Genomic DNA, 13,294 nt, shown 5'->3' with positions numbered 1-13,294 from the left:
TAGATGATTAGCTAATCTATTCATTTGATGATACGTTAAGTTTTTTATAATGTAATCAAAAAACTTATATTTTAAACAATAAATTGCCTATTTTGCGCATTATCTAATGATAAAATAGCCCCAATATCTAATCATTAATCCTTGTAAAAAAAGTGTCGAAGAGCTGAAACATTTATCAGTTTTATTCGACTAACTTATTTTACAGGGAGCAAAAATAGCGTATTTTAAAATATGGCGAAAGTAAAATATTATTACGACCCAGAAAATCTGGCTTATACGAAAATAAAAACCAGAAAAAGAATAAAAATAGGTTACGCATTACTGTTTTTAACTGCTTCAGCATTATTCGGTTTTTTAGTTTTTGTCCTTTTAATTAACACGCCGTATTTCGAAACCCCAAAAGATCGTCTACAGGCACGAGAAATTGAAAATTTAAAACTTCAATATGCCATTTTGAATAAAAAACTGGATGAAATTGATGAAGCGGCAGATGCTTTAGAAGAACGTGACAATAACATTTATCGAGTTTACTTCAATAAAGCTGAAATTCCAGATTCGATTCGAAAAGCTGGTTTTAGAAGTTCTGACAGATACAAAGCATTAGAAGGATATAACAATTCTCAATTGGTTTTAAATGCAACAAAAAGAATTGACAAACTTTCGAAGCAATTAGCGATTCAGTCGAAATCTTTAGATGAAATTCTGAAATTAGCTGGAGCTAAAGAAAATTTATTGCTAGCGATTCCTGCCATTCAGCCAGTTCGAAATGAAAATTTAAAACGTGTCGCGTCAGGTTTTGGATATCGCATTGACCCTTTCACGAAAGTGAGAAAAATGCATAACGGAATGGATTTCACTGCCAATACAGGAGCTCCAATATACGCAACAGGAGATGGAGTGGTAGATAGAGCTGACAACACGGCTTCGGGATACGGAAATCATGTTGTGATCAGGCACGGTTTTGGATATGAAAGTTTGTACGCGCATTTAAGCAAATACAACTGCCGACCAGGACAAAAGGTAAAACGCGGCGATGTTATTGGATATGTAGGAAGCACAGGAAGATCTGAAGGTCCGCATTGTCATTATGAAGTGCATAAAGATGGGAAAGTCGTCAATCCGCTAAATTTCTATTATGGAAATATTTCTGCTGTAGAATATGTAGCGATTTCGCAAATGGCAAACCAAGAAAATCAATCATTAGATTAATATTCTAAAAAATAGTATTTTTGAAATAAAAATAGAAAAAAACGAACCATGCATATTGAACTTTCTAAAGACAAACGATATTACAGTATTGGCGAAGTGGCCAAAGCTTTTAATGTCAATGCTTCTTTGATACGATTTTGGGACAGCGAATTTGACATTCTAAAACCTAAAAAAAATGCAAAGGGAAATAGGATGTTCACACCAGAAGATATTACAAATCTTCAATTGATCTATCACTTAGTAAAAGAAAGAGGATTTACACTTGAAGGCGCCAAAACACACTTAAAAGAGGGCCAGAAGAAAACGTTAGATAAATTCGAAATAATACGTAAATTAGAATCGATAAAAACGCAACTAAACGACATAAAAAACGAATTGTAATTAAAAATAGAAATAAACTTAAATCAACAATCATGAAAAAATTCTTACCTTGGATTATCGCCGCAGTTGTTATTATTGGAATTTATAGCTGGGTAAAAGGAATTAACAACACTGCAGTAACATTAAATCAAACTGTAGAACAATCTTGGGGAAATGTTCAAACGGCTTACCAACGACGTAATGACCTTATTGGAAATTTAGTAAACACTGTAAAAGGTGCTGCTGATTTCGAAAAATCGACTTTAACAGCTGTTATTGAAGCTCGTGCAAAAGCAACAAGCGTAACTGTAGATCCATCTAACATTACACCAGAACAACTTGCTGAATTCAACAAAGCACAAAGCGGAGTATCTTCTTCTTTATCAAGATTATTAGTTTCTGTAGAGCAATATCCAACCTTGAAAGCGAATGAGAATTTCTTAAAACTTCAAGACGAATTGGCTAGTACTGAAAACCAAATTTTGACAGCAAGAACTCGTTTCAATGAAGCTGTAGCACCTTATAATAACCATATTAAAACATTCCCAAATAGTCTGTTTGCAGGTATGTTCGGTTTCAAAGAAAAAGCATATTTCAATGCTGTTGAAGGAGCAGATAAACCAGTTGAAGTAAAATTCTAAGAATAGCTAACTAACTCTAAAATCATTTTCATGTCAAAAGTAGAAGATTTTTTAACCAAAGAAGAAGAACAAGAAATTGTTGAAGCTATTCGTATGGCCGAAAATAATACTTCTGGCGAAATTAGAGTGCATATAGAAAAAACAACTTCTAAAGTTCATTTTGATAGGGCTTTAGAAGTTTTTCATGAATTGCGAATGAATGAAACTAAATTGAAAAATGGAGTATTACTCTATTTTGCAGTTGAAGACAAAAACTTTGTAATTTGTGGAGACAAAGGAATTAATGATGTAGTAGCCAACGATTTTTGGGATTGTACTAAAGATATTATGGTGAATCACTTTAAAGCTGGCAATTTTAAACAAGGAATTGTTGACGGTATTTTGAATGCCGGCGAACAGCTTAAAAAATATTTTCCTTCTCAGGAAGATGATGTAAACGAACTATCTAACGAAATCTCAAAAGGATAAATAATGAAAAATTCCAAAATTAAAATCCCAAATTCTAATAGAATTTTTCAGATTACTTTTTTATTTATCGCATTATTTATCAGCAATGCTATTTTTGCGCAATTTGAGATTCCACCAAAACCTAGTTTTCAGACTTCTGTTTACGATTATGCTAATATTTTAAGTTCTACTGAAAAAGCACAATTAGAAGAAAAACTAATTCGCTATTCTGATTCGACTACAACTCAAATCGTAGTTATTACCATTGAAAGTTTAAAAGGAGAAGATGTAAGCCAATTAGCAACAAAATGGGGTCAAACTTGGGGAATTGGAGGAACTAAAGAAGACGATAATGGAGTTGTCATTCTTTTAGCTAAAAACGAAAAGAAAATCGCTATCAATCCAGGATATGGACTTGAAGATCGTTTAACCGCGGGGATTGGAGGAACAATCATCAGAAACATCATTATACCAGAATTTAAAGCAGGAAGTTTCTACAACGGTCTTGATAAAGGAACTGACGCTATTATTGATGTCTTTAAAGGAAAATTTAAAGGCGAACGTAAACAAGCAAAAAAAGGACAAGACTTTCCTATTCTGCCTTTTATCGTAATTGTCGTAATTGTTTTAATCTTGCTCTCTCGAAATAAAAGAGGCGGAGGCGGAAATTCTGGCAACAATGGTGGTGGAGGCCCTAGCCTACTCGACGTTATTATTTTAAGTAATCTTGGAAGAAGTGGCGGAGGCGGATTTGGAGGCTTCGGAGGCGGATCATCAGGTGGTGGTTTCGGCGGAGGCGGAGGCTTCGGCGGTGGATTTGGCGGCGGAGGTTTCTCTGGCGGTGGATCTAGCGGAGGCTGGTAAATTAAATTTTGTTTGATGTTTTAAGTTTTGTTTAAAGTTTCAAGTTATCTTTGAAAAGATTTTAGTTTCAAAATTTAATTCATAATTTATAATTCATAATTCATAATTAAAAAATAGATGTTATCACATAAAGCAAAATACGCCCTTAAGGCCTTACTTTATTTAGCAGAACAAGACGAAAATCACATTTCTAGAACTGTAGAAATTGCTGATGGCGCTAACATTCCTAAAAAGTTTTTAGAGCAGATTTTATTAGATCTAAAACGCGGTCGTTTTGTAAGCAGTAAGCAGGGAAAATTTGGCGGATATTATCTGATAAAATCCAAAAATGACATCACTTTGGCAGAAATTCACCGATTATTTGACGGTGCAATTGCACTTTTGCCATGTGCTTCTTTAAATTTTTACGAGCCTTGCTCTGATTGCAAAACCGAGTCTGAATGCAGTCTGCGTCACGGTTTGATGCTTATCAGAGACAAAACTTTGAAGGCTATGGAAGGCATCACAATCGCTTCACTTGTAAAAAAATAAAAAAATATTTTTTAAAGTCTAGTAAATCGATAGAATTAATTATATATATTTGCCAAAAATAATTAACTAATCATTTACAAAATTTTAACTCATGAAAGTACATTCTAGTAAATCAGGTGGACAAAATCTTTTGCAAAAAAAACCTAATTATAATTTCACAACTGTGAATAATGTTTCATCTATGATGTGTATGTGTTGGTAAAAAAAAATTTAATTTTAAATTCTACTAATCATATATACTTAATATAAAATAATGAAAACATCTATAAAAAATATACTTACAATACTTGCAGTTTTAACATTCTCAATCTCATTCGCTCAAAAAATTGAAGGGGTTGTCACTACTGATCAAAATATCCCTTTAGAAGCTGCCAATGTGGTAATTAAAGGAACTACTTTTAGCACAATTACAGATTCTGAAGGAAGATTTTCAATAGAATCTCAAGGCAAATTACCGCTTACATTATTAGTTCAATATATTGGCTATAATACTGCTGAGCTTGAAATTACAGCTATACCAGCCTCTCCATTATTAATCACTCTAAGCGAAGAAAATAAACTTGTTGAGGTTGTGGTTTCTTCAAGAAGAAGAATTGAAAAAGTGCAAGATGTGCCAATCGCCGTTTCTGTTGTTACAGGAAAACAAGCAGAAGCTGCAGGAGCTTTTAACGTTAACCGTATTAAAGAATTGGTTCCTTCTGTTCAATTATATTCTTCTAACCCTAGAAATACTGGAATTAACATTAGAAGTTTAGGTTCACCATTCGGACTTACAAATGATGGTATCGATCCTGGAGTTGGTTTCTACGTAGACGGTGTTTATTACGCTCGTCCAGCAGCAACTACTTTAGATTTTATCGATGTGGAGCAAATTGAGGTATTACGTGGTCCACAAGGTTCATTATTTGGAAAAAACACTACTTCTGGAGCTTTCAATATTACATCTCGCAAACCAAGTTTTACACCAGGCGCAGATTTCGAAGTAAGTTATGGAAACTATGCTTTTTTACAAGCTAAAGCTTCTATCACAGGAGCATTAGGAAAAAAAGTTGCGGGTCGTTTATCTTTCTCAGGAACGCAGCGTGATGGTTTAGTTGACAACATTGTTACAGGAAGACCAACAAACACTTTAAACAATCAAGGTTTTAGAGGACAATTATTATGGACTCCTACAGAAAATACAAACGTTACTTTTGCAGGAGATCTTACAACACAGCGTCCTGACGGATATGCTCAGGTTGTTGCTGGTGTTGCTCCTACTCAAAGAGCTGCATACCGTCAGTTTGATGCTATTATTAAAGATTTAAATTACCAATTACCGAGTTTAAATGCTTTTGACCGTAAAATAGATCATGACACTCCTTGGCGTTCTGGACAAGATTTAGGAGGAGTTTCGTTAAACATTGATACTAAAATTGGAGGCGGAACACTTACTTCTACAACAGCTTGGCGTTTCTGGAACTGGGATCCATCAAACGACAGGGATTTTACAGGATTACAAGTTTTGGCAAAATCTCAGAACCCAACAAGACAAACTCAGGTTACGCAAGAAGTTCGTTATGCTGGACAATTAACTTCAAAAATTAGTGGTGTTGCAGGTGTATTCTTTATCGATCAGACTTCTCAAACAAATGGTACAGAAGAATCAGGAAATGCTCAATGGAGATTCTCTCAAAGCTCAACTAGTCCGCTATGGAAAACTCCAGGTCTTTTTGAAGGATATGGAATTCATACTGATGCAAGAATTAGAGCTTCTAGTGCAGCCGTATTTGGTCAGATTGATTGGGCACTTACAGAACGTTTCCATGTTTTACCAGGTTTAAGATTTAACTTTGATAAAAAAGACGCTCATTATGCTCGTAAAACTTATGGAGGTCTTCAAACAACAGACCCAGCTTTATTAGCCTTGAAAAAATCGGTTTATTCAGATCAGGCGTTTGATTCAGATACAGACAATACAGACTTTTCTGGAAACATCACGCTTACTTACAAAGCATCAGACAAAATCAATATTTACGCAACAGCTGCTAAAAGCTACAAACCTGTTGGAGTTAACGTAGCTGGTCTTCCAACAAATGCAGCAGGTCAGCCAATGACTGATCTTGCAGTAGTTAAACCAGAAAAAGTATATCATTATGAAGTTGGAGTAAAAACATCTCCGTTTAAAAACTCAATCTTCAACTTAACGTTCTTTAATACAGACATCAAAGATTTCCAAACCAACGTTCAGGCTGCTGAATTGGGTGTAAACCGCGGTTATCTTGCTAATGCAGATAAAGTACGTGTAAGAGGTGCAGAATTGGATGCAAGTTTTGTGATCAGCTCACACTTAACTATCAATGGCGCTGCAACTTATACAGATGGTAAATATGTGAAGTTTACGAATGCGCCACTTCCATTGGAGGAAACTGGAGCACCAGTTGCCTTCAAAGATGTTTCTGGAACTGAATTGCCAGGTGCTTCAAGGTGGGCTGGTTCGCTTGGAGGTGAGCTTTCTGACAATGCAAGATTCTTTGGTAATGCTGGAAAAATCTTCTTTGCGGCTGACGGATACGCTCGTTCTGAATTTTCTTCAAGCCCTTCGGCTTCAAAATATTTAGTAGTACAAGGTTATGCTATCTTTAATGCTCGTTTAGGTTTCCGTGCTTCGCAAGGTTTGTCTATTCAGTTTTGGGGAAGAAACCTATTCAATAAAGATTACTATGAACAATTATTGCCTGCAGGTGGTAACTCAGGACAATATGCTGGAGTTCTTGGTGATCAAAGAACTTACGGGATTACACTTAAGTATGCACTGTAAGATGGTTAGTTAGTTTTAGTATTAAAAAGAGATGCATTTTAAAATGTGTCTCTTTTTTTATTTCACAAAAAAACTTTCAAAACAAATTTTAAAATAGAAAGAAATAAGATCATTTGTATAAATTCGCAACCTGAATTTATAGTTTTTGAACAGATCTTTTAGATTACTTTTTATCATAATCTTTGCCAGCCAAGTCATTACGGGGCAAAATCAAAGAAATATCGACCAGCAAACTTTAACCTGGATTCGATACTATAATATTTTCCCATTATCCGAAAAATGGGCTCTGCATTCTGAATTTGATAATCGAAGCTTTGTAAACCCTGTCCATGAAAATCTTTTTGTTATAAGATCTCAAGCTCGTTACAGAGCAACTAAAATGATGGATTTTGGTGCTGGATTTGCTTTTTTTAGTGTGAATACTCAAAACCCAAACATTGATCCTGATTATTCCGTTCCTGAATATCGTGGACAGCAAGACCTTACTTTAATTAACGATATTTCCAAAATAACTTTTCATAATCGTTTTCAGTTAGAAGAGCGATTTATTCAAAAAGCAGACAAAAACGGACTTCTGGATGAATTCTCATTTGCTTTCCGATTCAGATATCGCTTGCAATCCATGTTTACTCTTTGGGAAAAAGAAGGCAGAAGCATAAAGGGTACGATCTCTGACGAAGTTTTATTCAATTTCGGAAAAGACAATCGCAGAAATACATTCGATCAAAATCGTTTCTACGTTGCTTTACGTTATCATTTCAATCCAAATCTGGGTTTAGAATTGGGTTATTTAAAAAACTTTCAAAGACGCGCCAGCGGTGTAGATTTCTATGATCGTGATATTATCAGGTTTACAGTCTATCATAGAATTAACCGGAAAAAGTTATGAGTTGTGAATTACAAAAAATGCCTATCAAATATAATTTGATAGGCATTTTTTGTAACCTTTGAACCTTTGTTCCTCTGAACCTTTGCACCTTAAAAACTAAGATCCTCTCTGTCTCCTTCCTCCTTTTTTGCTTTCGGCAAAATTTCCAATTTTATAAGCTAAAGAAAACATTACGTAACGTTTTAAAACTGTATTTTCTTCATCTCGGATCGAAGTTGGCGAAATGGTTCTTGTTGCACTTTGGTTTTGATTTAAAACATCATATACTTTTACTTTTGCATATAGTTTTTTATCCAAAAACCCGTAAGACAAACTAGTATTCCAAAGGAAAAAATCCTTTTTGAAATCGTCTGAAATATTCGAATTATAAGTATATCCAAAGTCATTTCCGAAAATTAAATTTGCTGGCCAATACGATGTTGTCTGTAAATTAACTCTGTGAATTACGTTTGAAGTGGCGTCTCTTGAATAGTTTTCATATCGCGTTTCATTGTATGATAAACTATAAGATGGCGCAATCGAAAGCACTTCACCATAATCATAAGAAGCATAAACACTTGGCGTAACGACAACCGATTTTGCATAATACAAAACAGCATTGGTGAATCCTTTATCAAAATTATAATTACCGCTTAAACGCAAACCGTATCTTAAAGTATGTGCATCTTTTTTAATCTGCTGATTCCAGTTTCCTCCAATCGAAGCCGAATAAGTTCCTGAAATATTTACATAAGTCGTATTTCTTTTTCCGCTATCATCGTAAATCGAAGTAGAAACAATATCATTGCTATAATAATCCCCTTTAAGAAATAAACTATAGCCAGAACGTGTTCTAAAATCAAAGTTTTTAAAATCTATACCCGCAGTACTTTTTTCAATCGGATTAAGATTTGGATTTCCAATGACACTATTTAACGGATTATTTAAATCTGCAACCGGCATTAATTGCGTAGCCGACGGAAGTGCATTTGAATAATCGTATTTAAAAGTTAAGTTTCTAGAACGGTCAAATTTATAACGAAGCTGAGCTGTTCCGTAAGGCAACATATATCTTTTATTCAGATCTGTAGCTTGATTTAAATAAAAAGAATGATTATCAAACTCCACAATTGATGTTCTCGAATTTACATTAAGCGTAAATTTACTTTTCTGCCAAGTAATACCCACTTTTGGCGTAATTGAGTTTTGTTTTGATGTGGTATAATTGGTCAGCGATAAGTTTAAATCTGAATATTCTTGTGACGCATCATCAAAATTAAATGTTTTTTGATCATTCATAGAACTCTGCCAATCAAAATCAGTTCCGAAACGCAATCTCAACGAATCTGTTACTGGTTCTGTATATTCTAAATCAAGCGAATAAGCATCACTTTTCGATGTATTTTTTGCATTCTGATTTCTTTCATCGTTTGGCTTATTATCTTGATAAAAAATAGTCTCAGAAATGTTGATTCCGTTCGAATCGTTTTTAGTGTTATTATTATTGAAAACTACACTTAAATTTCGTGATTTCTTTTCGAAAGTTTTATTGAAATTAATGCTGTTTGCAAAACTTGTATTAGAGCTTTCTGTGTGCGATGTGGCTGTACTTTCGTTTAATGCATCGCCATTTTCATTTTCAGAAAAAGTCGATGATTCAGTACTACTGTTTGATTCGGATAAATTCAATTTAGGAGCAAAAACAATCTGCATAGAAGGATTGATTTTGTATTCCAATTCAAAATTCACCTTGTTTCCAGTGTTTTCATTTCTAGTTTTAGAATCGGCTTCGGTCAAAATATTACCTGTTGGCAATAAACTTAATTGGTTCGATTTGCTATCATTTTTAGTTACAGCATTTGTAAAATTATAGCTGCTCATAAACTCCAAATCTTTGGTCCAATCATCAGAATAATTAATTCCGGCCAAAGTAGACTGCGTAATTCCTTTTCCTCCACTGCTAGCGCCTTGACTTCCGCCTTTAGCATTTCGTCCGCCTCCCATATTATCAAAAACCTCATCCATAGAAAATCCTGTTGAGTTGATATTGTTTGAAGAAGCCAAAACGCTTATTTTTTGTTTATTTTTGAAAAAGTTCATCATTAAACTACTTTCGTAGCGTTCGTCTGAACCATATCCGCCAAGAACTTTACCAAAATATCCCTTATTTTTCTTTTCGTCAATTGTTATATTTATGCTCGAATAATCTGAAGTCGATTCTTGTTTGGCCAATTCTTCTTTTTTGGTTTTAAAATCAGAAACTTGAACTTTTTTAATAATATCGGCTGGAAGGTTTTTAATGGCAATAGCTCCATCTTTATCAAAAAATGCTTTTCCGTTGACTAAAACCTGATTGACTTCTCGCCCATTTACCGTAATTTTTCCTGTATTATCTACATCAAAACCTGGCAACTGTTTCAGCAGCGTTTCCACATTTGCATCTGGACGCACTTTATACGAGCCAGCATTAAACTCTAAAGTATCTTTTTTAATGGTAATTGGCGGTGCTTCGCTCTTGATTATCACTTCGTTTAAAACGTTAGCATTTTCAAGCATGTATAGTTTACCAAAATCTTTACTTTCCGTAAGACCTTTTTGTTCTTCAAAATAAGTTTGGTATCCCGTATAATTAACCTTTAAAAAAACTGGCTTATCATATTTTTTAGTATTGATGATAAAATTTCCATTTTTATCAGTCGTAGCATATTCAATAATGGTTGAATCTTTTACAGTCGTAAAATAAACCGTGGCGAGTTCTAGCGGAAGCTGTGAGTTGATATCAACTACAGTTCCTTTAATAACGATATTGTTTTGGGCATTTGCCGAATAAACAAAAGCTAAAAACAATAAAAATGAATAAATCTTGGTCATAAAATTGGGTTAGTTAGATCAGTAAGACTTAAAAAAATGCAAAAGGTTTAATTGTATTTTTTACATTTAACCAAATATGATGCCAATACAAAAACCGATCTTTTAATAATCAAGACACCAAACATAAAAAAATCCCCTATTCAAGGGGACTATTTTTTATTTTTCTCTTATGTAAATATCGATCGGAACTCCTGCGAAATCCCATTTCTCACGAATTTTATTTTCCAAGTATCTCTTATAAGGTTCTTTAACGTATTGCGGTAAATTGGCAAAAAATACAAATTGCGGCGTTTGAGTTGGCAACTGCATGCAATATTTAATTTTTACATACTTCCCTTTCATTGCTGGTGGCGGATAAGATTCAATCACCTTCAACATATATTCGTTGAATTTTGAAGTTGGGATTCTCTGTTTTCTATTTTCGTAAACTTGAACTGTAGCTTCAAGAGCTTTTAACAAACGTTGTTTTGTTAAAGCAGAAACGAATAAAATTGGCACATCTGTAAAAGGCATCAATTCTTTTTTAATTTTCTCTTCGTAATCACGTGTAGACATGGTATCTTTTTCTACCAAATCCCATTTGTTTACCAAAATTACAACACCTTTTCTATTCTTCTCAGCAAGCCAGAAAATACTCTGATCTTGACCTTCAAATCCACGAGTTGCATCGATAACTAAAATACAAATATCTGCATGCTCAATTGCTCTTACAGAACGCATTACAGAGTAAAACTCTAAATCTTCCTTAACTTTTGCTTTACGGCGAATTCCCGCAGTATCAACCAAATTAAATTCAAAACCAAAACGGTCAAATTTAGTATCAATTGCATCACGAGTTGTTCCTGCAATATCTGTAACCATAAAACGGTCTTGACCAATCAAAGCGTTGATAAAACTAGACTTACCTGCATTTGGACGTCCTACAACTGCAAAACGAGGCAATTCTACTTCTGGAGTAACTGGCTCAGGTTTTACAGGGAACGCTTCAATTAAAGCGTCTAATAAATCTCCTGTTCCGCTTCCAGAGATACTTGCAAAAGTATAATAGTCACCTAAACCAAGGTTATAAAACTCTACAGCGTCTTTTTCACGCATCGCGTTATCAACCTTATTTACAGCCAATAAAACTGGTTTTGTTACTTTACGAAGCAATTTTGCAACGGTTTCATCCATTGGTGTAATTCCTTCTTCAACATCAACCACAAAAATAATAACATCGGCTTCGTCGATAGCAAGTTCTACCTGTTTACGGATTTCACCTTCGAAAACGTCATCAGACCCTCGAACATATCCACCTGTATCAATGACAGAAAACTCTTTTCCGTTCCACTCGCTTTTACCATAGTTTCTATCGCGGGTAACCCCAGATACTGAATCTACAATAGCTTCTCTTCTTTGTATCAGCCTATTAAAAAGGGTCGATTTCCCTACATTAGGTCTTCCTACTATCGCAACAATGTTATTACTCATTTTATTGAATTTTAGATTTTAGACTTTAGATTTCAGATTCTTAGCTTCCTAAAAACCTAATCACTTGTAATCTAAAATGCCTTATTTAAATTTTTTGCAAAGGTAGTTAAAAAAAGTTGCTGAGACGCTAAGTTTCTTAGTACCTAAGTTTTTATTGTTTTTTTGTATAATTTTCAGGAGCTAAATCCAGCTGTCCACTATATCTTTTGTGGCGAACCCCGCCACAAAAGGATGCCGTTCCCATCTGGGCTAGGACACCTATTTTCAAAAGAACTTTTGTTTTCACGATTAAACAAATCAACGGTTAACCGATTAAACAAAAACTACTGATTATATCCGAAACGTTTCAACATATTAGCATTGCTTCTCCAATTTTTGTTCACTTTTACATAAAGCTCAATGTGAATTTGTTTTCCGAAGAATTTCTCTAAATCAGCACGGGCATCGGTTCCGACTTTCTTCAAAGCTGCACCTTTATGTCCAATAATGATTCCTTTTTGTGTATCGCGTTCCACCATAATTACCGAACGGATTCTAATAATATTGTCGGTTTCATGAAATTCTTCTGTTACGATTTCAACTGCGTATGGAATTTCTTTAGCATAATTCAATAAGATTTTCTCACGAATGGTTTCGTTAACAAAGAAACGTTCTGGTTTGTCTGTTAATTGGTCTTTTGGATAATAAGGTGGTGATTCTGGCAACAATTCGATAATTCTTCCAAAGACTTCTGGAACGTTGAAGTTCTGCAAAGCTGAAATTGGAAAAATCTCTGCATTTGGCACTTTTTCTTTCCAGAAAGAAACTTGCTGTTCTAATTGTTCTTGGTTTGAATTATCAATTTTATTTAAAAGCAATAAAACCGGAATCTTAGCATGAATAATTTTCTTAAAGAAGTCTTCGTCTTTAAGATCCTGCTCGCCTATTTCGACCATGTAGATTAAAATGTCAGCATCTTCAAAAGCCGATTTTACAAAGTTCATCATCGATTCCTGCATTTCGTATGCAGGTTTAATGATTCCAGGAGTATCAGACAAAACCAATTGGAAGTCTTCTCCGTTTACAATTCCAAGAATTCTATGACGTGTAGTTTGTGCTTTTGATGTAATAATCGACAATCGTTCTCCAACGAAAGCGTTCATCAATGTTGATTTTCCAACATTTGGATTTCCGATAATATTTACGAAACCTGCTTTATGTGACATTTTTTGCTTTATTTATTCTGCAAAGGTA

At 34.3% G+C, this 13,294-nt stretch carries 11 protein-coding genes; 8 read left to right on the top strand and 3 right to left on the bottom strand.

The genetic code is table 11. The annotated features are described in order from the left end of the window. Nucleotides 1-231 precede the first annotated feature (231 nt). From ACNRYB_RS09530 to ACNRYB_RS09495, 8 genes are all read left to right on the top strand, one after another. On the top strand, nt 232-1,209 hold the full coding sequence (locus tag ACNRYB_RS09530; protein ID WP_473729914.1) for a M23 family metallopeptidase: 978 nt from the start codon (nt 232-234) through the stop codon (nt 1,207-1,209). Nucleotides 1,210-1,257: 48 nt separating this feature from the next. Next, nucleotides 1,258-1,590, top strand: a complete 333-nt coding sequence (locus ACNRYB_RS09525) for a MerR family transcriptional regulator (RefSeq protein WP_012023968.1) — start codon at nt 1,258-1,260, stop codon at nt 1,588-1,590. 32 nt (nt 1,591-1,622) lie between these two features. Beyond that, nucleotides 1,623-2,210 (top strand): LemA family protein, encoded by a 588-nt coding sequence (locus tag ACNRYB_RS09520; RefSeq protein ID WP_343705645.1) that lies wholly within the window; start codon nt 1,623-1,625, stop codon nt 2,208-2,210. A 30-nt stretch (nt 2,211-2,240) separates the two neighbouring features. Then, nucleotides 2,241-2,678, top strand: coding sequence for a TPM domain-containing protein (locus tag ACNRYB_RS09515; protein WP_473729913.1), 438 nt, complete (start codon nt 2,241-2,243; stop codon nt 2,676-2,678). 3 nt (nt 2,679-2,681) lie between these two features. After that, complete coding sequence (locus ACNRYB_RS09510; protein ID WP_129746298.1) at nt 2,682-3,521, top strand: TPM domain-containing protein; 840 nt, start codon at nt 2,682-2,684, stop codon at nt 3,519-3,521. Between the two features lie 117 nt (nt 3,522-3,638). Continuing rightward, a complete protein-coding gene (locus ACNRYB_RS09505) occupies nt 3,639-4,052 on the top strand; it encodes an RrF2 family transcriptional regulator (protein ID WP_012023964.1) in 414 nt (137 codons plus the stop codon). A gap of 253 nt (nt 4,053-4,305) precedes the next feature. Next, the gene (locus ACNRYB_RS09500; RefSeq protein WP_473729912.1) at nt 4,306-6,852 is read left to right on the top strand and encodes a TonB-dependent receptor; all 2,547 of its coding nucleotides are present in this window, start codon (nt 4,306-4,308) and stop codon (nt 6,850-6,852) included. A gap of 145 nt (nt 6,853-6,997) precedes the next feature. Next, complete coding sequence (locus tag ACNRYB_RS09495; protein ID WP_473729911.1) at nt 6,998-7,741, top strand: DUF2490 domain-containing protein; 744 nt, start codon at nt 6,998-7,000, stop codon at nt 7,739-7,741. 96 nt (nt 7,742-7,837) lie between these two features. On the opposite strand, the gene ACNRYB_RS09490 is transcribed toward ACNRYB_RS09495, so the two are convergent. From ACNRYB_RS09490 to era, 3 genes are all read right to left on the bottom strand, one after another. Further along, on the bottom strand, nt 7,838-10,591 hold the full coding sequence (locus ACNRYB_RS09490) for an outer membrane beta-barrel protein (protein WP_473729910.1): 2,754 nt from the start codon (nt 10,589-10,591) through the stop codon (nt 7,838-7,840). A 156-nt stretch (nt 10,592-10,747) separates the two neighbouring features. Further along, a complete protein-coding gene (der, locus tag ACNRYB_RS09485) occupies nt 10,748-12,061 on the bottom strand; it encodes a ribosome biogenesis GTPase Der (protein WP_473729909.1) in 1,314 nt (437 codons plus the stop codon). Between the two features lie 323 nt (nt 12,062-12,384). Next, nucleotides 12,385-13,266, bottom strand: coding sequence for a GTPase Era (era, locus tag ACNRYB_RS09480; protein ID WP_111377359.1), 882 nt, complete (start codon nt 13,264-13,266; stop codon nt 12,385-12,387). Between the last annotated feature and the right edge of the window lie 28 nt (nt 13,267-13,294).

Source organism: Flavobacterium sp. CR10, assembly GCF_055814415.1.
This window is presented reverse-complemented; position numbering and strand designations above follow the sequence as displayed.

Bases quoted from the DNA above. Each gene is read 5' to 3' on its own strand.
- ACNRYB_RS09530 (WP_473729914.1), top strand. From the start codon at position 232: ATGGCGAAAGTAAAATATTATTACGACCCAGAAAATCTGGCTTATACG.
- ACNRYB_RS09525 (WP_012023968.1), top strand. From the start codon at position 1,258: ATGCATATTGAACTTTCTAAAGACAAACGATATTACAGTATTGGCGAA.
- ACNRYB_RS09520 (WP_343705645.1), top strand. From the start codon at position 1,623: ATGAAAAAATTCTTACCTTGGATTATCGCCGCAGTTGTTATTATTGGA.
- ACNRYB_RS09515 (WP_473729913.1), top strand. From the start codon at position 2,241: ATGTCAAAAGTAGAAGATTTTTTAACCAAAGAAGAAGAACAAGAAATT.
- ACNRYB_RS09510 (WP_129746298.1), top strand. From the start codon at position 2,682: ATGAAAAATTCCAAAATTAAAATCCCAAATTCTAATAGAATTTTTCAG.
- ACNRYB_RS09505 (WP_012023964.1), top strand. From the start codon at position 3,639: ATGTTATCACATAAAGCAAAATACGCCCTTAAGGCCTTACTTTATTTA.
- ACNRYB_RS09500 (WP_473729912.1), top strand. From the start codon at position 4,306: ATGAAAACATCTATAAAAAATATACTTACAATACTTGCAGTTTTAACA.
- ACNRYB_RS09490 (WP_473729910.1), bottom strand. From the start codon at position 10,591: ATGACCAAGATTTATTCATTTTTATTGTTTTTAGCTTTTGTTTATTCG.
- der (WP_473729909.1), bottom strand. From the start codon at position 12,061: ATGAGTAATAACATTGTTGCGATAGTAGGAAGACCTAATGTAGGGAAA.
- era (WP_111377359.1), bottom strand. From the start codon at position 13,266: ATGTCACATAAAGCAGGTTTCGTAAATATTATCGGAAATCCAAATGTT.